The following is a 23,955-nucleotide window of genomic DNA, read 5'->3' as shown; positions in this document are numbered from 1 at the left end:
CGCAGTGCGTGACCCCGTGTGGACAGCAGGGCTGCTTTGCGCAGGCGTATGCGGAGCTGGCATGTCATGTTGGTTGTCTACGTTGAGCTGATCGCCCGCGCTACGTCCGCTGGCTTGCCGTCGCCCAATGCCTTGTAAGCGATCTGCAGCGGCTCTACAAAACGCGCATCGCCACCGAGCGATGCGAACACCGCATCCAGCGCAAGAAACGCTGCGATGTCATGGCCGGCAGCGCCAGTGATCGAACGCCCAATGTGGCTTAGCGCCGTGTTCAACGGATCGACCAACGCCACACCATTTCCCGCCTGCCTGCGCACGAACTGCAGCCATGCCGCCACCGGCATGCAGAGGCGATCGACGCGTCGTCCGGCGGCCAGTGCATCGGCGATGGTGGTGAGCAAACGCACAGGAATCTTCTGCGAGCCGTCCCAGGCGATCTGCGCGAGCAGGTGGCGGATGGCGGGGTTGCGGAAGCGGGCGAGGATGGCGTCGATGTAGTGCTGCGCGTCGAAGCCGTGCATGGGGTGCAGCGTGGGGGCGATGTCTTCGCGCATCAGCGTTTCGATGAAGGCGGCAAGGCGCGGGTGGCGCATGCCGTCAGCGACGGTCTCCAGTTCGAGCAGGCTACCAAGATAGGCCAGTGCCGAATGCGGGCCGTTGAGCAGGCGTAACTTGGCGCGTGCGTAGCCGGCGATATCGTCGCTGAGAATCGCGCCGGCGCGTTCGAACGCGGGGCGGCCATTGCAGAAGCGGTCTTCGATCACCCATTGGCTGTAGCGCTCGCGCTGGATCGGCCAGGCGTCGTGCACGCCGGTCTGCGCTTGCACCTGTGCGCGCAGGGCATCGTCGGTGGCCGGGGTGATGCTGTCGACCATCGAGCGCGGGAAGGTGACGTGCTGGTCGATCCAGGAGGCAAGCGCGGGATCGTGCTGATCTGCGAGGTGCAGCACGGCGCGGCGCAGCAGGCTGCCGTTGTCGGGCAGGTTGTCGCAGCTGAGCACGGTGAACGGCGCGATGCCGTGTTGCCTGCGCCGGTCCAGGCCGGCGACGAGATAACCGATGGCGCTGCACGGGGTGGCGGGATGGGCGATGTCGTGCGCAATGTCCGGATGGGCGAGATCGAGCGTGTCGCCAGCCAGGCAATAGCCCTTTTCGGTGACGGTGAGGGTGACCAGGCGCACAGCGGGGTCGGACAGGCGGGCGAGCACGGCGGCTTGTTCGTCGCGCGCGCACAGCACCTCGCCGATGGCACCGATGACGCGCAGCTGCGGGTGTTCGTCGAGCAGGGCGAGCGTGTAGAGCCCATCCTGCGGACGCAGTGCATCGCGTACCTGCGGGTTGTGCAGGGAGACCGCGCAGATGGCCCAGCCGGGGTCGTCTGCGAGCAGGTCGTCGATATAGACAGCCTGGTGGGCGCGGTGGAAGGCACCGGCGCCGAGATGGACGATGCCGATCCGGGTCGCCGCGCGATCGTAGTCCGGACGGACGATGGCGGGCGGCAAGGTGTGAACGAGGTCTGTGCGCAGCGGGGGGAGTGCGGTCGGGTGGTCGGTCACTGCGGGGCTCTTTGCGTTATGGCTGACATGGGACGTGTGCTGCCCTCATCCGCCCTTCGGGCACCTTCTCCCGCAGGCGGGAGAAGCAAGCTCGGGAGCGGGCAGGCGCATGGCGCGATGCCTTGCTGGCAGCAGCGTGTGTGGGCGTGTGCGGCGTCTGCACTCGTCCTTCGGTTCCCTTCTCCCGCAGGCGGGAGAAGGGAGCCTCGGAAGCGGGGCATGGGACCAGGCGCACGTGTCAACGGTTGTCGGCCGCCTGTGCGGTGGTGACGGTGAACCGCTGTTGCGCGCGGATATCCGCGCTGGAGGCGCCGATCTGCACCTCGTAGGCACCCGGGTCCACCGCATACGCCTTGCGCTGCTCGTCATAGATGCGCAGCGCGGCGTGCGGAGTGATGGTGAAGCTCACTTCGCGCTGTTCGCCCGGTTGCAGGGTGATGCGCTGGAAACCGTGCAATTCCTTCAGTGCACGCTCGCGTTGCGGCTTGAGCGGATGCAGATACAGCTGCACCACTTCGTCGCCGGCGCGCTTGCCGGTGTTCTTGAGCATGACGGTGGCGCGTAGCGTGCCGTCGGCGGCCACGCTGCTGCGATCCAGGCGCAGATCGGAATAGGCGAACTGGGTATACGACAGCCCGTGGCCGAACGGATACAGCGGTTTGCCCTGGAAGTAGCGATAGGTGCGCCCGCGCATGGCGTAGTCGTCGAAGGCAGGCAGGCGCTCGTCTTCCTTGTAGAACGTGACCGGCAGGCGGCCGCCGGGACTGGCCTGACCGAACAGCACATCGCCCACGGCGCTGCCGCCACGCTGGCCGGGGTACCAGGCGAGCAGAATGGCGGGCACGTGTTGCTGCGCCCAGTCGATCGCCAGGGCCGAGCCGGTGGTCAGCACCGCGACCACCGGCGTGCCGGTGGCCTGCAATGCCTGCAGCAACGCGCGCTGCGGTTTGGGCAGGCGCATGTCGGTGCGGTCGCCGCCGGCAAAGCCGGGGTAATTGACGTCCATCTCTTCGCCTTCGACATCGCCGGTGAGGCCACCGACGAACACCACCACCTCGGCGTTGCGCGCAGCATCCACCGCTTCCTGCAGCGGCGGCTTGGCGCCGGGCATGCGCCAGGCCAGACGTACGCCGGCGTCGCGGGTGGCTTCGTAGTACTCCAGGCGCAGGTCGTAGGCCTTGCCGGCATCCAAGGCGACGCTGGCGGTGCCGCCACGCATGCGCGGTGCATCGGCCCACTGGTCGATGAGCAGCTTGCCGTCCAGGTACAGGCGCACGCCATCGTCGGCGGCCACTTGCAGCTCGTAAGTGCCCGATGTCGGCGCCAGCAACTGGCCGTGCCAGCGCACGCTGAAATCGTCCGGGCCGAGTGCATTGGCGGCGCTCAGTTCGCCGCGACCGACGGCATCGTCGGTGGGTCCATTGCGATCCCAGCGGAAGGCAATACGCGGGTCGATGCGGGTCAGCACCGGTTGGCCGGCCAATGCACGTCCACGGAAGTATTCACCGGTGAGGCCGTTCTGCTTGGCATCGGCAGTGGGGCGCAGATAACGCGTGTCGATCGGGGCGGCGGCGTTGGGGTCTTCGCGTCCCTCCACCAGGTCGCTGCCGCGCGCGTAGACCACCTGCGCCTGTGGCGCCGCATCGCGGATGCCTTGCAGGATGGTGACCGGTGCGGCGGGCGTACCGTAGTAGTTGCCCAGCAGCGACATCGGGTCGTCGGCGGTGGGGCCGACCACCGCGATGCGCTTGAGCGTGGGCTTGAGCGGCAGCACGCCATCGTTCTTGAGCAGCACCAGCGATTCGCGCGCGGTACGGCGCGCCAGCGCATCGTGCTGTGGCGACTGATTGCGCGATGCCGGAATCTGCGCCCACGGCACCTTGGCGGGCGGGTCGAACATGCCCAAGCGCATGCGCGTGGTCATCAAGCGCTTGAGCGAGGTGTCGATGGTGGCTTCGTCGATCAGACCGGCGCGCACCGCAGCCGGCAATGCGGCATAGGTATCGCCGCAATCCAGGTCGGTGCCGTGCTTGACCGCCAGCGCGGCGGCGGCTTCGGGCGTGGGGACGATCTTGTGGTTCTGCCAGATATCGCGGATGGCCGCGCAATCGCTGACGATGTAACCGTCGAAGCCCCAATCGTGGCGCAGGATGCCTTCCAGTCGCGTGCTGGCCGACGCCGATTCGCCATTGACGCGGTTGTAGGCACCCATCACCGCAGCGACCTTGCCCTCCTGCACCAAGGCTTGAAACGCAGGCAGATAGGTTTCGTGCAGATCGCGCTCGCTGGGATGCACATCGAAGTGATGACGGTCGGCCTCCGGGCCGCTGTGCACGGCGAAGTGCTTGGCGGTGGCATCGAGCTTGCGGTATGGGCCTTGCTGGGCTTGCAGGCCTTGCACGAAGGTGACGCCCATGCGCGCGGTCAGGAACGGGTCTTCGCCGTAGGTTTCCTGCCCGCGTCCCCAACGCGGGTCGCGGAAGATGTTGATGTTGGGCGACCAGAACGTGAGTCCTTGATAGCGCTTGTGCTCGCCTCGGGCGAGAAACGCGTGGTGCTTGGCGCGTGCTTCGTCGCTGATGGCGGTGGCCACCTCGGCCATCAGCGGCGTGTCGAATGTCGCCGCCAGGCCGATCGCCTGTGGGAAGACCGTCGCCCCGCCGGCACGCGCAACGCCATGCAATGCCTCGTTCCACCAATCGTAGGCGGGTACCTGCAGTCTGGGAATGGCCGGCGCGTCGTTCTGCATCTGCGCGGCTTTTTCCTCCAGCGTCATGCGCGATACCAGGTCGGCGGCGCGCGCGTCGAAGGGGCGCTGCGAATCCAGATACGGCGGTGGGGTGGCAGCCTGGGTGCTGGCGGCGGCCAGTGCCAGTGCCAGTGCCAACACGACGCTGCGTGTGAGCGCGCGGCGTGGAGCAGTGGCGAGGTGGGCGAAGTGCGGGTGCATGGTCAGTCCTCCTTGGTACGGTCCGGGTCCAACTGGGCAAAAGGCCCGATCATGCTGCCGACGAAGCCACCCGCCTGTGCGGTGCTGAGCATGCTGGCGTCATCGTTGCGGCGTAGCGTCTGCCAGCCGCGACCATCGGCATCGAAGGCGAAGCTGTACGCGCCGCCATCCCCAATGATCTGCAAGCGCAGTTGCGTGGTGACAGGCACGCGGGTGCGCGCCAAGGTTGTCGTGTTGGCGCCATCGCGCTTGTCGAGGAAAACGTCGAGTGCATCGCCGTTGCGGCGCACGCCAAGCGCATACCACGCGTTGGCGTTCTGAAACGCGGCCAGCCCGGCACTGACGCCGGAATGCGCGGGCACCGCCACCGCCGTGCTCGCGGTAAAGCGGGTGTGTTGCTGGCGACGTGCGAGAAAGGCCGGTGTCGCGCTGCTATCCAGGCCGTGCGTGCTGGCATGCAGCGTCAACCAACCAGAACGCGTGCGCAGGTCGGCCACATCCTGTTTGGGCACGCGCAGGAACAGCCACTCGCGCCGCAGCGTGGCGGTGTCGAAATCGTCATGCCAGCTGAAGTTGCCCGACAGCGGCGCTTGATCGATGTGCGGCTGCGTAGTGCGTGGTGCCTTGGCGCTGTACGGAATCGGCTTGCCGGCAGGCAGGATCGACGGCCAGCCATCGCGCCATTGCACCGGCAGCAAGAACGTTTCGCGCCCGGTGTTGTAACGGTCCTGCGCGTACGGGCGGCTGGCCAAAAATACCGCCCACCACTGCCCATCGGGTGTGTCCACCAGATCCACGTGTCCAGCATTGCTGATCGGGTGCGTGCGCTCGGCCGGCAGGTCGCGTTGGGTCAGGATGGGATTGTGCGGCGCCGCCTCAAACGGCCCCCACACGTTGCGACTGCGTAGCACCACCTGCGAATGCTGCGGCCCGGTACCACCCTCTGCGCACGACAGGTAGTACCAGCCGTCGCGGTGATACAGGTGCGGGCCTTCGATCCAGATCGGCTTGCTGGCCAGATCCACGCCGCCGTTGAGCAGCACCTTGCGTGGGCCGGTCGGTTGGTTGGTGGCGATGTCGAAGCGCTGCATCCAGATCGCGCGATGCCCCTTGTACAACGGCGTGCCTTCCGGTGGGCCGTTGTTGAGCAGATACGCGCTGCCATCGGTGTCGAAGAACAGCGACGGGTCGATGCCGTCGATGCCCGGCAGCCAGGTCAGTTGCGACCAGGGACCGGCGGCGTTGCTGGCGCTGGCGATAAAGTTGCCGCCGCTGTCGACCGAGGTCCCTACGACATAAAAGCGTCCGTCATGGTGGCGAATACTGGCGGCGAACATGCCACGCGAGACGGTCAGGCCGTCGTAGTTCAGCTGCTCGCGCCGCTCGACCACGTTGCCGACCTGCGTCCAGTGCACCAGATCGCGGCTCTCGAACACCGGAATCGCCGGGAAATACGCAAACGTGGAATTGACCAGGTAATAGCGATCGCCCACACGCGTGATGCTGGGGTCCGGGTAGAACCCGGCCAGCACCGGGTTGCGGTAATGGCCAGCCGGCAACGGCGTGGCGAACACCGCATCGTCGCCGCGATAATCGAACCAATCGAAGGCAACCTCGGCCTGCGCCTGCGCCTGCGCGGGCGCAGGCGAGGCCAACGCCACCAGCAGCGCCGCAACCACGGCCGGCAGCAGGCGCATCACCAGTCCCACATCGCGCCGTCTTCCAGGCGTGCGACCGGCAATTGCTTGGGCACATACGGATACTTGGCAGCCAGCGCCTCGTCGATCTCCACGCCATGCCCGGGCGTTTCGCCGCAATGCAGGCGGCCGTCCCGGAACAGGTAATCGTGCGGGAACACCGCGTTGGCTTCGTCGGAATGGAACATGTATTCCTGGATGCCGAAGTTGGGCACCCAGGTGTCGAAGTGCAATGCCGCGCCCATGCACACCGGCGACAGATCGGTGGCGCCGTGGAAGCCGGTGCGCACCTGATGCAACGCGGCGAAGTCGGCCAGGCGACGCACGTGGGTGATGCCGCCGGCGTGGACAATCGTGGTGCGGATGTAGTCGATCAGCTGCTGTTCGATCAGGTGCTTGCAGTCCCAGAGTGAGTTGAACACCTCGCCCACCGCCAATGGCGTCACTGTGTGCTGGCGGATCACTTCGAATGCGCGTTGATTCTCTGCAGGTGTGGCGTCTTCCAGCCAGAACAGGCGGTACGGCTCCAGGTCGCGGCCCAGGCGCGCGGCCTCGATCGGGGTGAGCCGGTGATGCGCGTCGTGCAGCAGCTCGATCTCATCGCCATGGTCACTGCGCAATTGCTCGAACAGTTTCGGCACCACACCGAGATAGCGCGGCGTGGACCATACCGTTTCGGTCGGCAGTTCGCTTTCGGCCGGCTCGTACGGTTTGCCGCCGCTGGAAATGCCGTAGGTCTTCTTGATGCCGGGCACGCCGCATTGTGCGCGGATGGCGATAAAGCCCATCTCGCGGAAGCGGCCCACTTCGTCGCTGGTTTCGGCGATATCGCGGCCGTTGGCGTGGCCGTAGACCAGCGCACCTTCGCGCGAGCGCCCACCGAGCAGCTGATACAACGGCATGCCGGCCATCTTGCCCAGGATGTCCCACAGCGCCACGTCCACCGCAGCAATCGCGCTCATCGTCACCGGGCCACGGCGCCAATACGCACCGCGATAGAAGAACTGCCAGATATCTTCGATGCGTCCGGCATCGCGGCCGATCAGGTTCGGTACCAGGTGTTCCTGCAGGTACGCCGCCACTGCCAGCTCGCGGCCATTGAGCGTGGCATCGCCCAGCCCGGTGATGCCGGAGCGGGTGCGGATCTTCAAGGTGACGAAGTTGCGGCCGGGGCAGGTGATGATGACGCGCGCCTCGACGATCTCGCGATCGCGGGCAGAGCCTTGCAGCGGAGCGGGGGAATCGGGAATCTGGGACATCGTGGTCTCGCTCAGGGGGAAGTGACGGCAGTAACGGGAAGTTCGAACGGACCGGCGGGCAGGCCGCTGCGGTCGTACAAGGTGCATACCGGGCTGTCGGCCCAGCAGTAGCGCACGCGCGTGGGATCCAGGCCGGAAGGAACGTGCAGGCTGATGGCGTGGTCGTGCAGCGTGGCGCTGGCATAGCGGCAGCTGTGTGCAGGATCGCCGCAGATTTCGAAACCGATCGGCGCATCGGCGCCATAGCTCAGCAGCGCCGTATCCACGTCGTCGAAGGCGATGCTGACGGTGTCGCCCTCACGTCGCACGCGACGCGGCACCGGGCCCGATGGCGCGATCGCCTCGCCATACACCACATGGCGCGCCGCACGCGCCAGGCGCCGGCCCAGCTCCTGCTTGTTGGCCGGATGGATGTCGTAGCGATCGCCGATATCGATCGTCACCGCCAGGCCGGCGTGTGCATCGCTGGCGACAAAGCGCCGTTGCGCCTCGCGCAGTTGCGCCCAGCCGCTGTCCACCGGTGCTGCGGACGGTGCGCCGTAATTGGCCAGTTGCACCACCAGCAACGGCAGTGTCGCGCCGAAACGCTGTCGCCAATCGCGTTGCCATGCCGTCAGCAGCGCAGGGTAATGCGCCGCATCGCCGGCGTTGGATTCGCCCTGGTACCACAGCACGCCGCGCAGCCCGAGGTGACCGAGCGGGGCGATCATGCCGTTGTACAAGGTGGTCAGCCCGGCCGCCGACGACCACGGTGCGCGCGGCGGGGTGCCCACTTGCGGCGGCACGATGCGGTACTGCCAGGGCGCGGTCAGCGGCAGCGTGCTGCCGTCGGCAAACTGCAGGGCACGCGATGAGGCATCCCCCAACAGCCCGCCACGCCGATAAGTGTTGAGCACATTGACCACGATGCTGTTGCGCCCGGCATGCAGCCGCCCGCGCGCGAGACGGTAGCGACGCGGCTGATCGGCCCCGTAGGTACTGCCCACACCTTCGCCGTTGACCCAGGTCTGGTCCAACTCATCCACCGGGCCAAGCAGCAAGGTGGCGTCCTGTGCGGCTTGCGCCTCGGTCAGCGCGACACTGGTGCGGTACCAGACCATGCCATTGAAGCCGACCAACTGCGGCACGCCCCAGTCGTCCCATGCGCCCAACGTGGCCGGTGCGTCTTGCCAGGTGCCAGGCGCATCCGGATGCCAGGGTTCGCCATCGCCGTGGGCATGCCACCAGGTCTCCCACAGCGCGCCCCAGCGCGGCGCAGCAGCCACCGGGTCCACCGCGTAACGCGCCAGCACATCCAGTGCGGGGCCATCGTCGCCGGCAGCGCGTAAGGCCGTTTCGCCGATCCACGCCTGCAATTGCGAGCCGCCCCATGAGGCATTGATCAGGCCCATCGGCACATCGACTTTCTTCTGCAGCTCGCGCGCAAAGTAGTAACACGCCGCCGAAAAATCCTTCACCGTCTCCGGCGTGGTGAGCTGCCAGCGCGCGTCACCGGCGAAGGTACGCTGCGGGGTCGGGCTGGATTGCGCGGGCACCTTGAACATGCGGATGCGCGGGTTATCGGCATCAGCGATCTCGCTGCGCGAATCCAGCGAGCGGTGTACTTGCAATTCCATGTTCGATTGCCCCGAACACAGCCACACATCGCCAATCAGCACGTCGCTCACTTGCTGTACCGCGCCATCGTTGGTGCTGGCGCGCAAGCTGTACGGGCCGCCGGCAGTGTGGGCCGGCAGGCGCGCTTCCCAATGGCCGTCACGGTCTGCACGTGTGAGGACCGGTTGTGCATCCAGCTGCACCTTCACCCGTTCGCCGGGCGCCGCGTTGCCCCAGACACGGATGGGCGCATCGCGCTGCAATACCACATGGTCCTGGAACAGCGCATGCAGCAGCGGTGCATCGGTTGCGTGCGCACAACGGGTTGCCAGCGATATCGACAGTGCCGCGATGACAACGGCAAGCGTGCGTGCGCTCATTTCGGGTGCCCCGGTGCATACGGAAATTTCAATGCCTGGTAGTACGCCAGCGGATGCGCGGGCGGCACCGTTCCTGGCGGCAACGCACGCCCGGAGACCTGTTGAAAATACGCAATGCTGGCATCGCGCCACCACTGCGCTTCGTCCTGCTGGATCGCCAGGAAAGCGGCCACCTGTCGATAACGCTGCGCATCGATCCTGCCGGCAAGGCCCTGCCATGTCGCGCGCATGGCACGCACCTCGTCCACACCGTGGTCGTAGTGCCACACCAGCTCGTCCCATAATTGCCGCCCGGAGGCCATGCGGTGATCCCACCGCACATGGTGGAACCACAGCAAATCGCGCTCCGGCACCCGCTGCACATCGCCGAACACGCGTGCCACCGGTGCGGCGTACTGCGCCACTGCATTGCTGCCGCTGGCACTGCGATCGAAGCCAATCCCGTTGCGGTCGGCGCGGTGGTAGTAGACCGGGTCCCAATCGGGGCGCTGGCTGCCGGCGTCCCACGGGGCGGGTCCGTAATGGTGGCCGCGCCCCATCAGGTGGTGCAGGCCGAGCGGGGTCATGTAGTCCACCACCGCCTCGCGCGAGCGCATCATCATCGACACGATCGCTGTCACCACGTCCGTCTCGTTGGAGAAGCTCATGCGCACCCACTCCTGCGCGATGGTCTGCGGCGACAGGTCCGGATTCCAGGCCAGCCGCCCGAACGCATACCAGTTGGCCTGGTCGAAGATCGAGCCGCTCCAGTTGCGGTCCGCCCCGATATTGGCCACCCCGGCAATGCCGGTCAGCCGCGTGCGACCGGCCTCCTTGAACAGGCTGCCATCCACGGTCCTGGCAACCGTCGAGCCCTTGCCGCGCGCATAGGTGTCGGCTTGCAGGGTTTCGGCAAACAGCGTGCCCAGATAGGCCAGATGGGTGGAAAACCCCAGGTATTCCTTGGTGATCTGAAACTCCGGCATCAACGGCGTCTTGCGCATCGCGCCGAACAGCGGATGGAACGGCTCGCGCGGCTGGAAGTCGATCGCCCCGTTCTTGACCTGCACGATCACGTTGTCGCGAAATTTTCCATCCAGCGGCATGAACTCGCTATACGCCTGCTTGGCACGGTCATCTGGCTGCTCATGCGAATAGACGAACGCGCGCCACATCACCACCCCACCGTGCGGCGCCAGTGCATCGGCCAGCAGATTGGCGCCGTCGGCATGGCTGCGTCCGTAATCCTGCGGGCCGGGTTGGCCTTCGGAATTGGCCTTGACCAAAAAGCCGCCAAAATCCGGGATACGCGCGTAGATCGCGTCGGCAGTGTGGCGCCACCACTGCTGCACCTGCGGATCCAGCGGGTCGGCGGTTGTCAGTCCACCGATCTCGATCGGCGCACTGAAGCGCGCGCTGAGAAACACACGGATGCCATAGGGACGAAACACCTTGGCCAATGCCGCCGCCTTGTCCAGGTACTGCGGGGTCAGGCTCAAGGCGTTGGCGTTGACGTTGTTGAGCACGCTGCCGTTGATGCCGAGCGATGCGTTGGCGCGCGCATAGTCGGTATAGCGCGGATCCAGGTAGCCGGGCAGGGTCTGCCAGTTCCACAGCGAGGCACCGGCATAGCCGCGTTCGACCACGCCATCGAGGTTGTCCCAGTGATTGAGCATGCGCAGCTGCAGACGCGGGGATTGGCGCACATCCAGCGCGGCGATCGATTGGCCGGTCTGCAGCAGGCGCAGGAAATGGAATGCTCCGTATAACGCCCCGACATCGCTGCCACCGACAATGGCAGTGACGCGATGCCCGTCCACGCTGACGCTGCGAATCAGATAGCCATCGCGGCCGAGGCCGGTGGTCTTCAATGTCAACACTGCGATCTGCGGCGCCGTGGCCGCGCCCAGCAGGATGGCGCCATCGCGCGTGATGGCGGCAGACGACGGCGGCGCGCCACCAAGCAGGCCCGACAATCCGCGCTGCAATTCCTCGCGCGCCGCCTGCAAGGTCGCCGAGTCGCCAGCCACCACCAGCTCGCTTGCGCTGCTGCGCAACTGCGCTGCATTCGCCAGCGGTTGGTAGCGCAACCATAAATCGTAGCCGTCTTCGGCGTGCGCACGGGCACTGGCCAGCAGGCCGCTGCACAGCAGCGCGACCGCAAGCAGCCATTGCCGTGAAAATGCCAGGTAATCCGCGACGTAGCGCGCTATTGCACGTGCGCTCATGCTGCAGACTCCATCGCCGTCAATGCACGCGTCGGCGTATCGCCGCTCTGCCTGCTTCCCGGTACCATGCAGCGCATCGTCATGCATGCAGAAGACGCTTGCGTTCCCGCAGCGGTCTGTGTGCATCGTGCAAGTTCGTCACCCACTTGAAGAGGCCACGCTTGGAGAAGGTCAGGAAATCGGTCCGCCGCACCAGCCGCGCGACCACCATCGATGAGGTGGCGGCGCTGGCGAAGGTCTCGCCGATGACGGTCTCGCGCGTGGTCAACAACAACGGCAGCGTGCGCGATGCCACCCGCGCACGTGTGCTGCGCGCGGTCGACAAGCTGGGTTACACACCCAATCTGGCCGCCAGTGCGCTGGCCGCCGCACAGAGCACGCGCATCGCGTTGATCTACAGCGACCCCAGTGGCGCGTACTTGCGTGAGTTGCTGTTGGGCGTGTTGCGGGTTGCCTCGCGTACCTCGATCCAGTTGGTCATCGATTGCTGGGACGACCTGGACGCCGATGCCGAACGCAAGGCAGCGCGCAAACTCGCCAAGGGCGTGGCCGGGGTGATCCTGCCGCCGCCGTTGTGCGAATCCAAGGCGGCCGTGCTGGAACTGGTGCGTGCCAAAGTGCCGGTGGTGGCGATCGCCTCCAACCATTTCAGTCCCGACGTGGCCTGCGTGCGCATCGACGAATTCGCCGCCGCCAAAGAGATCACCGAGCATCTGATCGCGCAGGGACATACGCGCATCGGCTATATCGCCGGGCATCCCAACCTGTCCGCCAGCACGCGACGCTTCGAAGGCTTTCAGGCCGCACTGGCCGACGCCGGCCTGCGTCTGGATCGGCATCTGGTGCAACCGGGCGACTACACCTACAAATCTGGCCTGGTCGCGGCCGAAAAATTGCTGGCGCGCAAACGCCGCCCCAGCGCCATCTTCGCCAGCAACGACGACATGGCTGCCGCTGCAATTTCGGTTGCGCATCGCCGTGGGCTGGATGTGCCGCGCGATCTGTCGGTGGTCGGTTTCGACGACACCTCCGCTGCCACTGCCGTCTGGCCCGAACTCACCACCGTGCAGCAGCCCATCGCCGCCATGGCCGATGCCGCGCTGGATATCCTGTTGAAGACGATTCGCGCCAAGGAGCGCACGGCGATGGTCGATCATGTGGTGGCGCACCTGCTGGTCAAGCGGGATTCGGTCGCCGCACCGGCGGCGGATACGACGCAATAGCCCTAACGCTGCACGCCTGCATGGGTGCAGACGGCAGGTGATCGCATGCATGTGCCAAGCGATCACCTACACAGCATCAACGCGTCAGATACTGGTTAATCAGGTTCTCGTAGGCTTCCTGACGGCCGCTGAGTTGCTTGGGCTCGTTACCGGCTGCGTGCTGGGCCACATCCACCAACGTGCTGGTGCCATCGGCGAACGCCGCACCGGCACCGCTGTCGAAGCTGGCGTAGCGCTCCTTGCGCCAGGTTTCCAGCGGCGAGGAGGTCAGCAGCGCATCGGCCACTTCCAGCCCGCGTGCGAACGCGTCCATGCCGCCGATATGGGCCAGGAACAGGTCCTGCGGATCGGACGATTCGCGCCGCACCTTGGCATCGAAATTCAGCCCGCCCGGTGCCAGCCCGCCCTGCCGCAGCACCACCAGCATCGCGCCGACCGTGTCGTACAGGTCGGTCGGGAACTGGTCGGTGTCCCAGCCGTTCTGCGGGTTGCCACGGTTGGCATCGATGCTGCCGAGCAGGCCGGCATCGGAGGCGACTTGCAGGTCGTGCTCGAAGCTATGGCCCGACAGCGTGGCATGGTTGGCTTCGATATTGAGCTTGAAGTCCTGGTCCAGGCCATGCTGGCGCAGGAAGCCGATCACGGTGGCGCTGTCGAAGTCGTACTGGTGCTTCATCGGCTCCATCGGCTTGGGCTCAATCAGGAAATTGCCTTTGAAGCCGATCGCACGGCCGTAGTCGCGCGCCAGGGTCAGGAAGCGCGCCATGTGGTCCTGCTCGCGCTTCATCTGGGTGTTGTGCAAACACGCATAGCCTTCGCGGCCGCCCCAGAACACGTAGTTCTCGCCACCGAGTTCGACGGTGGCATCGATCGCGGCCTTGACCTGCACCGCCGCCCGCGCCACCACATTGAAGTCCGGGTTGGTCGATGCACCATTCATGTAGCGCGGGTGCGAGAACAGGTTGGCGGTGCCCCACAGCAGCTTGACGCCGGTATCGGCCTGGCGCTGCTTGGCGATGCCGACCATGTGCTGCAGGTTGCGCTCGTATTCGCCGATGTCGTCGGCATCCGGCGACAGGTCGATATCGTGGAAGCAGTAATACGGCACGCCGAGCTTGGTGAAGAACTCGAATGCGGCATCGGCCTTGGCTTCGGCACGATTGAGCGCTGTATTGCCTACATCCCACGGATACGCACGCGTGCCCGGGCCGAACGGATCGGCGCCGTTGCCGCAGAAGCTGTGCCAATAGGCCACCGCAAAGCGCAGGTGCTCGGCCATGGTCTTGTCACCGATCTTTTTATGCGCGTCGTAGACCTTGAAGGCCAGCGGGTTGTCCGAGTCGCGGCCTTCGAAGCCGATCTTGCCGATGCCGGGGAAATATTCTTTGGCGCCGATGTAGACGGTGTTGCTCATGGGGTGAAGCTCCTGCAGAAGGGGAGGGGAACAGTGAAAGGCGTCACTACCAAGAACGGATCGCTGTGCGACTCGGCCAAGGCGCATCCAGCATCGCCATGGCGTGTTGCCTGCGCGCTCTGTCAGCCAGCGCATGGCATACGCGTCGATGCATTGCAGCGTCTGCGCGATGCGAAATGTTAGCGCTACCACAATCGCGACTGAAAAAAGCCGCGCGATGGAGCGAAGCCGAAGATGCCATGCCTATCCCGAGGGAAGCGGTCTGCCCGACTTTACCCAGCCCGGCGCCGAAAGGCTTGCTGCGCTGCGAGATACGACCTGTTCCGTAGCCACTGCGTTAGGTACCAGGTGATGTGATGGTGGGGCTGCCCTCACCCGCCCTTCGGGCACCCTCTCCCGCATGCGGGAGAGGGACTTGGTCAGAGACTGGTCTGGCCGGTTGGATCTGGAGCGCGCGCGCTGGCGGAAGCAGGCACGCTCCCTTCCCCCGTTCACGGGGGAAGGTGCCCGAAGGGCGGATGGGGGTTGCCGTCCCGCCACCCGTCCACCCGTCCACCCGTCCACCCATCCACCCATCCACCCATCCACCCATCCACCCATCCACCCATCCACCCATCCACCCATCCACCCATCCACCCATCCACCCATCCACCCGTCCGGCCCCTCAGCCACCATCCCCGGCAGCTACAATGGCTGGCTTATGACCGCTGTCCTGCCGCTGCCGCACCCCCTGGCCGACCCCGCGCCGCGCGACCCGCGTCAGCGGCTGCAGCGTGAGCAGGTGCGCCTGGGTAAACGCCTGCAACGCCAGGTGGGCCAGGCGATTGCCGATTTCGGCATGATCGCCGCCGGCGACAAGATCATGGTCTGCTTGTCCGGCGGCAAGGACAGCTACACCCTGCTCGATATGCTGCTGCAGTTGCAGCGCAAGGCGCCGGTGCCGTTCACCCTGGTGGCGGTGAATCTGGACCAGAAGCAGCCCGACTTTCCTGTCGATGTGCTGCCGACCTATCTGCGCGGGTTGGACGTGCCGTTCGATATCGTCGAACAGGACACCTATTCGGTGGTCAGCCGGGTCATCCCGGCCGGCAAGACCATGTGTTCGCTGTGCTCGCGGCTGCGGCGCGGCGCGCTGTATGCCTACGCACAGACGCATGGCGTGACCAAGATCGCGCTTGGCCATCACCGCGACGATATCGTGGCCACGTTTTTTATGAATCTGTTTCACCACGCCCGGCTCGCGGCGATGGCACCCAAGCTGCGCAGCGACGACGGCCAGCATGTCGTGATCCGCCCGCTGGCCTATGTGCGCGAAGCCGATATCGCCGCGTACGCGCAGGCGCGCCAGTTCCCGATCATTCCGTGCAACCTGTGCGGCAGCCAGCAAAACCTGCAGCGCCAGCAGGTCGGCAGGATGTTGCAGCAGTGGGACCGCGAGCAGCCCGGGCGGGTCGAGCAGATCGCCCGCGCGCTGGCCGATGTGCGCCCCGAGCAACTGGCCGACCGCAGGCTGTTCGACTTCCTGTCGCTTGGCCGCATCGGCGACGTGGCACCGTCTGATCCTGATCTCGATTCCACCGCGTGGTTGGCCGCCACCGACACCACACACGACAGCGACTGACGCGGCTCATCCGGTCAGCGTCCGTCTTCCACCCTCCACGTTTCTTTCTCTCTTCGGTCCAACGCATGTTCTTTCGCAATCTCACCTTGTTCCGCTTTCCCACCACGCTGGATTTTTCCGAAATCGATACGCTGCTGCCGCAAGTGCAGCTCAAGCCGGTCGGCCCGCTGGAAATGAGTTCGCGCGGTTTCATTTCCCCGTTCGGCCGCGACGAGCAGGAGCTGCTCTCGCACCGTCTGGAAGATTTCCTCTGGCTCACCGTCGGTGGCGAGGACAAGATCCTGCCCGGCGCGGTGGTCAACGATCTGCTCGAGCGCAAGGTCGCCGAGATCGAAGAGAAGGAAGGCCGTCGCCCCGGCGGCAAGGCACGCAAGCGCCTCAAGGACGACCTGATCCATGAGCTGCTGCCGCGCGCCTTCGTCAAGAGCTCGCGCACCGATGCCATCCTGGACCTGCAGCACGGCTACATCGCGGTCAACAGCTCCAGCCGCAAGAGCGGCGAGAACGTGATGAGCGAGATCCGCGGCGCGCTCGGCAGCTTCCCGGCGCTGCCGTTGAACGCCGAAGTCGCACCGCGCTCCATCCTCACCGGCTGGATCGCTGGCGAGCCCTTGCCCGAAGGCCTGAGCCTGGGCGAAGAGTGCGAGATGAAGGATCCGATCGAAGGCGGCGCGGTGGTCAAGTGCCAGCATCAGGAACTGCGCGGCGACGAGATCGACAAGCATCTGGAAGCCGGCAAGCAGGTCACCAAGCTGGCGTTGGTGCTGGACGACAACCTGTCGTTCGTGCTCGGCGACGATCTGGTGATCCGCAAGCTCAAGTTCCTCGATGGCGCACTGGACCAGCTCGAACACAGCGACGACGACGGCGCGCGCGCCGAGCTCGATGCGCGCTTTGCGCTGATGAGCGCAGAAATTCGCCGCCTGTTCCTGCTGCTGGAAACCGCGTTGAAGCTGAGCAAGGCCGAGTAACCAGGACGTCGCACCGTGGCGGCGTCGAGGCGCGATCCGAGCTTCAGTCAAACGCGCGGGGAGTCGAGGGGCACGCTGCCCTCGCCGCTTGCGGACACGCCGTGCATCCCTTGATGGAGGATCCTTGGCGGCATCCATGCCGCCAAGGATCCCGCAAGCCGGGAGGACACCGCGCCAGAAAGTTAATCGTTGGTCGCGTAAGAAACCTGCTTGCCGCTCGAGGTGTATCGGACGTCGAACCGGTGGCTCAGCATCGAAGATGCGCACATCACGCACTGCTCTTGGCCGTGCACACCGACCCTCTCGACTGGTCCTTGTCCGCCGACCGTCGCGGGAGTTATGCGGCATGGATGTCGCATAAGAGCCTCCATGGACGGATTCACGGCGTGTCCCGCGGCGGTCGGCGGGCAAGGGCTCTGCAGCCAGGCCGCAGAGCCGCTGCTCTGCAACCGACCCATTCCCACCGCTCGATCACCTGTCAAGGTGACCGAGAGTTGGACCTTCAGCACTGTCTGGATGTTTCAACGCCGCCTTGGTCGGGGGCGCGCTGCCTTCACCGCACCTGCCAGCGTGGTCGTGTGCTGATGGAAACCGTAATGCTTGCCGCGCCCACTTGGCGATGAGCGCAGCGTTTGTTGCCCGCTGCAAGTGACGCCAACAATGGCCCGGTACCGGCGTCCACCGCGCCTGCTCACGCATCGACGCTGTTGGCATGGGCGCGGCTCGCACACTGCGCGGACCATGCACACGTCGTTGTGGCGCGTGCGCCCAAACGGTTTGGGCTGCGTGTCGCGCATTGCGCCAGGGAGGGCGTGATGGATGCAGTGTCGCCGCAGCGCGCGTGCCCGCCGTCATCGGATACATCAATCGCTCCGTCTTACCACCTGACACATCCCAGCGCTATCCTGTGCGCATGTTCAAGCCCGTCCGCCGCCTTATCGCGCCCGTCCCGCAGGTTGTCGAACGCGATTGCGTACAGGTGCAACTGGACGGGCGCGAGATCGCAGTGCTGCGCGTGCGCGACCCGCGTGCGCGGCGCATCAAGCTCAGCGTGGACGAACGCGGCGCGCGGCTGACCTTGCCTATCCGCGCAAGCCTGGTCTCCGGCGAACGGTTTCTGCATGCGCATCTGGACTGGCTGAGCACCCAGTTGTCGCGGTATCAGCAGGTCGATGCCCTGCCTGCGCTGGAGCGTGGCGTTCCCGGTGTGTTGCCATTGCGCGGTGCCTTGCTGCCGCTCAGTTGGCATGAGGGGCGCTATGCGCGTATCGAGACGACCGACGCAGGCGCGCACTTCCATCTTCCCGCGCGATTGGGCGATGCCGGTTTACGCCGCACCCTCAAGGAATTCTACGAAGCGCAGGCGCGCGCCGATGTCGGCCGCTGGTTGCCGAGCTATCTGCCCGGCTTGCCGCGCGCACCGGCACGGGTACGCTTGAAGGTGATGTCCTCGCAGTGGGGCTCGCTCGCACCCGATGGTTCGATGGCGCTGGATCTGGCGCTGGTGCTCGGTCGCTCTTCCGCGTTCGAATACGTGCTGGTGCACGAGCTCTGCCATCTGCTGCAGGCCAATCATTCGCCGGCGTTCTGGGCCGAAGTGGAGCAGCGCTTCCCCACCTGGCGCGACGAACGCAGTTACTTCCACGAACACGGCCGCCAACTCAAGGCGCAGCTGCGGCGTATGTTGCAGGCAGAGTGAGCGTGGCCGCTGTTTCGCAGGCTGCGGCCCTGGCGACAACCACCGGCAGAGCATCAGCCAGCAGTGGCGCGTGCACAGGTGGACTCCGTGCCAGTTGGCGCCTCCTTATCGATGCCCATAACGCGACCGGCGCGCAGCGCGTCGTGAACTGCAGGCGTTGCCGCTACGTCCACTGGTACGCCGCGGCCCTGACGACCTGCCGACAAGCCAACGGCGACAGCCAGGGAAAGCGCTGCATCAGCGCCGTGCCGACCGTGGTCGCCGCAGTAGCCAGATCGTTGGCCGACAGCCACTGATCGGATCGATGAGCCGTTGTCCACACCTGTTGCAGCAGTTGCCGGTCGTTGTCGTCCAGCCGCGGGTCTGCGCAGACGCTGCCGACGAATGTCCAGGGCGTATTCCACGCGTCGAAGGACGCGATGGCGGCGACAAGGTTTTCAGCAGTACGCATTGCGCTACCTGATCCCGTTGGAGGGTGGAGTGGCCGATACGCCGCCGCTGCGCAAGCGCCGGCAATCGCTACATCCCCATGGCCCAACGCGCCATGCAGATGCGTGCGTGAACGCCGGCGCCATCGGTCTGTGCTCAGCCGCGCGGCGGCGGCAACCCGGCCAGAAACCCGTTGATTACCGCTGCCACCGCCGCAGGGGTTTCCATATGCACATGGTGCGTGCCCGGCAGCAGTTGCAGGCGCGCGTCGCGCATCAGCGCCACACGGTGATCGCGCAGCGTTTCGGGGAAATACACCTGCGCCGGCGTGGCGAAGATCGCCTGGGTCGGGCAGGCGACGGAGGCCAGCAGCACATCGATCTGCGCTTCGGTCATGCGGATGGCGGTCGGCAGGGTCAGGCGCGGGTCGATGCACCAGCTGTAGCCGCCTTCGACCACGCGCAGGCCGCGTTCCACCAGCAGCCGTGCGGCCGGCTCGGTGAGCTGATTGGCCATCATGCGCGCGCGCACCGGCATCTCCATCGACGGAAACACCCGCAGCGGTTGCTGCGCCAGCGTGCGGGCCGAGGCCACCGCATCGCGCAGGCGCGTTGCGGTGCTTTCCACCGGCCCGGCCAGTGCGCCCAAGGCCTCGATGGCGATCAAGGCGTCCACGCGCTCCGGCGCGGCGGCCGCCAGCAGGCTGGCGACGCCGCCGCCAAGCGAATGGCCGAGCACGCTGAAACGGTCCCAGCCCAGAGCATCGGCCACCTGCAACAAAATATCGATCGCGCTGCTGAGCGTGTACTCGGCACCGATCGGCAACCACGCGCTGTGGCCATGGCCGGGCAGGTCGAGCAACACCAGGTCCAGGTCCTGTGCATGCAGGTGCGCGCTCAGCGGCAGGAAACTGGCGGCGTTATCGAGCCAACCATGCAGCGCCAGCATCCGGCGCGGGCCGCGCTCGTGATTGCGCAACCCTGTGATCCGACCAATCGGCAGATCGCACGCAAACGGCTCCAACCTCATACGCGACGTGCCAACGCGGCCAGTGCCTGCGCATGCGCAGGGCTGGCGTTGAGACACGGGATATAGCTCAATGTGGCGTTACGCTCGGCCAGCGTTTCGGCAAAGCCCAAGGCCACTTCTTCCAGCGTTTCCAGGCAGTCGGTGGCAAAGCCGGGGCACACCAGATCGAAGCTGCGCACGCCGCCTTCGGCCAGTTTCCACAGCGTGGGCTCGGCATACGGCTGCAGCCAGCGTTCGGCGCCGAAGCGCGACTGGTAGCCCATCTGCCATTCGTCCGCGCCCAGGCCCAATGCGCTAACGATCGCCTGCGCGCTGCGCTCGCATTGCTGCGGATACGGGTCGCCGGCATTGGCCACGCGCTGCGGCAGGCCGTGGAAGGAGAACATCAGCTTCTCGCTGCGCCCGTGCGCCTGCCAATGCGCGCGGATCGAATCGGCAATCGCCGCGACCCAGCCGGCGTCTTCGCAATAGTCCTGGATCACCTCCACCGCGATCTCCGGCGCGCTCGGGCGCCAGGCATCGATCACGTCCTGGATCGAGGCGGTGGTGGTGGTCGAATACTGCGGATACAGCGGCAGCACCACGATGCGCTTGATGCCGCGCGCACGCAGGCCGTCCAGCGTCTTGCGCAGCGCGGGCTGGCCGTAACGCATGGCCCATTCCACATGCCAATCGGGCATCACCTCTTTCAGACCCTCGGCCAGACGGCGCGTGTACACCGCCAGCGGCGAGCCGTCCGGCAACCACACCTTGGCGTATTTCTCCGCCGACTTGGGGCCGCGGATCGGCAGGATCACGCCGTACAGCAGCGGTTTCCAGAACAGCGGCGGAATCGCGACCACGCGGCGGTCACTGAGGAACTCGGCCAGGTAGCGGCGCACGGCCGGGGCGGTGGGCGACTCGGGGGTGCCGAGGTTGACGACCAGCAGGGCGGTATCGGGGGTGGTGTTCATGCGCACCATTCTGGCAGAGCGCAGCAGTGCTGCCGAGGACAGCGTGTCGATCGGACGCATTGAGTGCATCTGCCGACCCGGTTGCGCTCACCACCGATTCATTGCGCCGCGACTAACGTCAGCTGGTTGATTTATCTTTGCCGGATTGTCCTTTGGAGCTTGTCATGCCTCGTTTGTCGCGCCTGGCCCTGTTGTTGTCGCTGACCTTCGCCGCCGGCCATGCCGTCGCCGGCCCGGAAGAGGACCAGCGCGCACGTAACGCGGTGCGGGTGCTCAGCGAGATCATGAAGATTCCCGAGCAGGCCATCCCGGACAAGTTGCTCGACGAAGCGCGCGCCATCGTGGTCATCCCGGACACGCTCAAGGCCGGCCTGGTGATCGGCGGCCGTCGCGGCCACGGCCTGATGTCGATGAAAAACCCCGACGGCAGCTGGTCGCAGCCGGTGTTCGTCAAGCTCACCGGCGGCAGCATCGGCTTCCAGGCCGGCGTGCAGTCCTCCGACGTGGTGCTGGTGTTCCGCAACGACCGCAGCCTGGACAACATCGTCAACGGCAAGTTCACCCTCGGCGCCGATGCCGGCGTGGCTGCAGGCCCGGTGGGCCGCAATGCCGCCGCCGCCACCGACGGCCAGCTCAAGGCCGAAATCTGGTCCTGGTCGCGTGCCCGTGGCCTGTTTGCCGGCGTCGCGCTGGATGGCGCGGTGCTGCAGATCGACGATGCCGCCGATCTGAATGCGTACGGTGGCGGCGCCACCCCGCGCATGATCTTCGAAGGCCGCACCAACGAGCGCCCGTCCACCGACGTGATCGCCTTCCGCGACCGCCTGGAAGAGGCCACCTACACCGCACGCGCCAATCGCGGCACCGACGGTGCGGGTACCGCGCCGCCATCGCCCACTGCACCGCCGGCCCAGGCACAGGCACCAACACAGGCACCATCGTCCCCGCCACCGCCGGCCAATGAAGCCAGCACGGTACCGATGCAGCCCGCCGCCACGCCCCCGCCGCAGCAGGGATTCCAGCCGGTGTCCGACGGCGAAATCCGCACCGAATCGCTGGACGGCAACCGCTGACGCGCTGTCATCCCCCTGCGCGGTGCGCTGGGGTATCCTGCGTCTTCCTTCTTCTTCAGCAAGCGAGCAGATCATGGGCGGTTTCAGCATTTGGCACTGGCTGATCGTGCTGGTGATCGTGTTGCTGGTGTTCGGTACCAAGCGGCTCACCAGCGGTGCCAAGGATCTCGGCAGCGCGGTCAAGGAATTCAAGAAAGGCATGCACGACGACGACAAGCCGGCCGGCAAGCTCGGCGACGACTCGCGCACTGCCGAGCAGGCGCGCGAGGCGCAGGCCGAACGCGACCGCGACGCGCGCTGATCCGGAGCGGCGTCGGTGTTTGACATAGGTGTTGGCGAACTGACGCTGATTGCGATCGTCGCCCTGGTGGTGCTCGGTCCCGAGCGTTTGCCCAAGGCGGCCCGGTTTGCCGGATTGTGGGTGCGCCGCGCGCGCGCGCAATGGGATTCGGTCAAGCAGGAACTGGAGCGCGAGCTCGAAGCCGAAGAGCTCAAGCGCAGCCTGCAGGACGTGCAGGCCTCGTTGCGCGAAGCCGAAGATCAGCTGCGCAACAAGCAGCAGCAGGTCGAGCAGGGCGCCCGCGCGCTGCATGACGACGTCAGTCGCGACATCGATATTCGCAGCGTTGCGGCCCCGGTAGCGACGCCGCTGGAATTGGCGCATGCCGATGATGTCTCCACACCGGACCACGCATCGGCCGCAGGCGCGCCGACCACGGCCGCACCGGTCATCGCACAGGCCCAGCCGATCGCCCCGGCGCCTCAGCACGTGCCCGTGCCGGCGCCGCATGATCCGCTGGTGCCGGCGCCGCATGCCGCCAGTGCGCACGCGCCGGTGACGCCCACACCGACCGAACCGACCACGATCCAGGAGAAACGGCCGTGAGCCTGTTCGACGACGCACAGGCCGAAAGCAGTCTGATCGAGCATCTGGTCGAGTTGCGCGCGCGCCTGGTGCGCGCCTTGATCGGTCTGGGCGTGGTGCTGGTGGCGCTGTTGCCGTTTTCGCGGGCGATCTATTCGTGGCTGGCCGCACCGCTGATTTCGCAGCTGCCGCTGGGGCAGACCATCGTCGCAGTGAATCCGGCCGGCGCATTCTTCGCCCCGCTCAAGCTGACCTTCTTCGTGGCGGTGTTCTTCAGCGTGCCGTGGCTGCTGTATCAGGCCTGGGCCTTCGTGGCGCCGGGTCTGTATCAACGCGAAAAGAAGCTGGCGTTTCCACTGCTGGCCTCGGCGGTGGCGCTGTTCTATATCGGCTGCGCGTTCGCCTATTTTCTGGTGTTGCCGGCGGTGTTCCACTTCCTGACCACGTTCAAGCCGGACATCATCGCCATCACCCCGGACGCCAATTCGTACCTGGATTTCGTGCTGGCGATCTTCTTCGCCTTCGGCGCCAGTTTCGAGCTGCCGGTGGCGCTGGTGATCCTGGTGTTGCTGGGCTGGGTCACGCCCAAGCAGCTCAGCGAAGGGCGCGGCTACGCCATCGTCGGCATCTTCGTCCTGGCCGCAGTGCTCACCCCGCCGGATGTGGTCTCGCAGCTGATGCTGGCCATCCCGATGTGCCTGCTTTATGAGCTGGGCATCATCGCTTCGCGGGCAGTTGGGCCGAAGAGCGACTAATCGGTCTCCCACAAGCCACTCCGCCGGATTGGACATGCAAGGCACCCCCGTCAGAGCAGTTGTTTGACGCGCCCGCGGGCAGCATCGCTGCAGTGTCATCGCGTAGCTGACAGCGCGCAAGACGCCCGGCGATCACCTGCGGGTTGGCAGTACGGTCGTGGGCGTGGAGATCAAGCAGATCGAGAGTGATCGGATCGCGGATCCATCCGACGGATGGATCCTGGTCAATAACCATCGGTTGGCACGTGCGTCAGAAGATCTTCCGAAGCGCGTGCCAA

At 66.0% G+C, this 23,955-nt stretch carries 18 protein-coding genes; 8 read left to right on the top strand and 10 right to left on the bottom strand.

Annotated features, from left to right (window positions below; all coding sequences use genetic code 11):
* Positions 1 to 77 precede the first annotated feature (77 nt).
* The 6 genes from GGR62_RS03450 to GGR62_RS03425 form a co-directional block, all read right to left on the bottom strand.
* A complete protein-coding gene (locus GGR62_RS03450) occupies positions 78 to 1,502 on the bottom strand; it encodes a mannitol dehydrogenase family protein (protein WP_260305440.1) in 1,425 nt (474 codons plus the stop codon).
* Between the two features lie 292 nt (positions 1,503 to 1,794).
* Positions 1,795 to 4,506, bottom strand: a complete 2,712-nt coding sequence (locus GGR62_RS03445) for a glycoside hydrolase family 3 protein (RefSeq protein WP_260305405.1) — start codon at positions 4,504 to 4,506, stop codon at positions 1,795 to 1,797.
* A 2-nt stretch (positions 4,507 to 4,508) separates the two neighbouring features.
* Positions 4,509 to 6,203 (bottom strand): glycoside hydrolase family 43 protein, encoded by a 1,695-nt coding sequence (locus GGR62_RS03440; RefSeq protein WP_184406568.1) that lies wholly within the window; start codon positions 6,201 to 6,203, stop codon positions 4,509 to 4,511.
* Positions 6,203 to 7,462: a D-mannonate dehydratase ManD gene (gene manD, locus GGR62_RS03435; protein ID WP_184406567.1), complete on the bottom strand. Its 1,260-nt coding sequence runs from the start codon at positions 7,460 to 7,462 to the stop codon at positions 6,203 to 6,205. Before manD ends, GGR62_RS03440 begins: the two co-directional genes overlap by 1 nt.
* A gap of 11 nt (positions 7,463 to 7,473) precedes the next feature.
* Complete coding sequence (locus GGR62_RS03430) at positions 7,474 to 9,438, bottom strand: sialate O-acetylesterase (RefSeq protein ID WP_184406566.1); 1,965 nt, start codon at positions 9,436 to 9,438, stop codon at positions 7,474 to 7,476.
* Positions 9,435 to 11,645, bottom strand: coding sequence for an alpha-glucuronidase family glycosyl hydrolase (locus GGR62_RS03425; protein ID WP_184406565.1), 2,211 nt, complete (start codon positions 11,643 to 11,645; stop codon positions 9,435 to 9,437). Before GGR62_RS03425 ends, GGR62_RS03430 begins: the two co-directional genes overlap by 4 nt.
* Before the next feature lie 161 nt (positions 11,646 to 11,806).
* On the opposite strand from GGR62_RS03425, the gene GGR62_RS03420 reads away from it, so the two are divergent.
* The gene (locus tag GGR62_RS03420) at positions 11,807 to 12,868 is read left to right on the top strand and encodes a LacI family DNA-binding transcriptional regulator (protein WP_184406564.1); all 1,062 of its coding nucleotides are present in this window, start codon (positions 11,807 to 11,809) and stop codon (positions 12,866 to 12,868) included.
* A gap of 76 nt (positions 12,869 to 12,944) precedes the next feature.
* Here the strand turns inward: GGR62_RS03420 and xylA are convergent, their stop codons facing one another.
* Positions 12,945 to 14,282 (bottom strand): xylose isomerase, encoded by a 1,338-nt coding sequence (gene xylA, locus GGR62_RS03415; protein WP_184406563.1) that lies wholly within the window; start codon positions 14,280 to 14,282, stop codon positions 12,945 to 12,947.
* A gap of 700 nt (positions 14,283 to 14,982) precedes the next feature.
* Here xylA and ttcA point away from each other — a divergent pair.
* The 3 genes from ttcA (at position 14,983) to GGR62_RS03400 (ending at position 18,573) form a co-directional block, all read left to right on the top strand.
* Positions 14,983 to 15,903, top strand: coding sequence for a tRNA 2-thiocytidine(32) synthetase TtcA (gene ttcA / locus GGR62_RS03410; RefSeq protein WP_184406562.1), 921 nt, complete (start codon positions 14,983 to 14,985; stop codon positions 15,901 to 15,903).
* A 65-nt stretch (positions 15,904 to 15,968) separates the two neighbouring features.
* Positions 15,969 to 16,874 carry a recombination-associated protein RdgC gene (locus GGR62_RS03405; protein WP_184406561.1) on the top strand — a complete coding sequence of 302 codons (906 nt, stop codon included), beginning with the start codon at positions 15,969 to 15,971 and terminating at the stop codon, positions 16,872 to 16,874.
* Positions 16,875 to 17,787: 913 nt separating this feature from the next.
* The gene (locus GGR62_RS03400; protein ID WP_184406560.1) at positions 17,788 to 18,573 is read left to right on the top strand and encodes a SprT family zinc-dependent metalloprotease; all 786 of its coding nucleotides are present in this window, start codon (positions 17,788 to 17,790) and stop codon (positions 18,571 to 18,573) included.
* 163 nt (positions 18,574 to 18,736) lie between these two features.
* On the opposite strand, the gene GGR62_RS03395 is transcribed toward GGR62_RS03400, so the two are convergent.
* The 3 genes from GGR62_RS03395 to hemH all read right to left on the bottom strand — a co-directional run bounded on the left by GGR62_RS03395 (position 18,737) and on the right by hemH (position 20,993).
* Positions 18,737 to 19,024, bottom strand: coding sequence for a hypothetical protein (locus GGR62_RS03395; RefSeq protein WP_184406559.1), 288 nt, complete (start codon positions 19,022 to 19,024; stop codon positions 18,737 to 18,739).
* A 134-nt stretch (positions 19,025 to 19,158) separates the two neighbouring features.
* Entirely contained in the window at positions 19,159 to 20,031 is an 873-nt protein-coding gene (locus GGR62_RS03390; RefSeq protein ID WP_184406558.1) for an alpha/beta hydrolase, read from the bottom strand.
* On the bottom strand, positions 20,028 to 20,993 hold the full coding sequence (gene hemH / locus GGR62_RS03385) for a ferrochelatase (RefSeq protein WP_184406627.1): 966 nt from the start codon (positions 20,991 to 20,993) through the stop codon (positions 20,028 to 20,030). Before hemH ends, GGR62_RS03390 begins: the two co-directional genes overlap by 4 nt.
* Before the next feature lie 155 nt (positions 20,994 to 21,148).
* On the opposite strand from hemH, the gene GGR62_RS03380 reads away from it, so the two are divergent.
* The 4 genes from GGR62_RS03380 to tatC all read left to right on the top strand — a co-directional run bounded on the left by GGR62_RS03380 (position 21,149) and on the right by tatC (position 23,677).
* Complete coding sequence (locus GGR62_RS03380) at positions 21,149 to 22,057, top strand: YSC84-related protein (protein WP_184406557.1); 909 nt, start codon at positions 21,149 to 21,151, stop codon at positions 22,055 to 22,057.
* A gap of 73 nt (positions 22,058 to 22,130) precedes the next feature.
* Positions 22,131 to 22,358: a Sec-independent protein translocase subunit TatA gene (tatA, locus tag GGR62_RS03375; RefSeq protein ID WP_003484969.1), complete on the top strand. Its 228-nt coding sequence runs from the start codon at positions 22,131 to 22,133 to the stop codon at positions 22,356 to 22,358.
* Positions 22,359 to 22,373: 15 nt separating this feature from the next.
* Positions 22,374 to 22,943 carry a Sec-independent protein translocase protein TatB gene (tatB, locus tag GGR62_RS03370; RefSeq protein WP_184406556.1) on the top strand — a complete coding sequence of 190 codons (570 nt, stop codon included), beginning with the start codon at positions 22,374 to 22,376 and terminating at the stop codon, positions 22,941 to 22,943.
* A complete protein-coding gene (tatC, locus tag GGR62_RS03365; RefSeq protein ID WP_184406555.1) occupies positions 22,940 to 23,677 on the top strand; it encodes a twin-arginine translocase subunit TatC in 738 nt (245 codons plus the stop codon). Before tatB ends, tatC begins: the two co-directional genes overlap by 4 nt.
* The last annotated feature ends 278 nt before the right edge of the window (positions 23,678 to 23,955 follow it).

Source organism: Xanthomonas sp. 3075, from assembly GCF_014197275.1.
Lineage (GTDB): Bacteria > Pseudomonadota > Gammaproteobacteria > Xanthomonadales > Xanthomonadaceae > Xanthomonas > Xanthomonas campestris_B.
The sequence above is the reverse complement of the archived record's forward strand: the minus strand, read 5'-3'. Positions and strand labels throughout refer to the sequence as shown.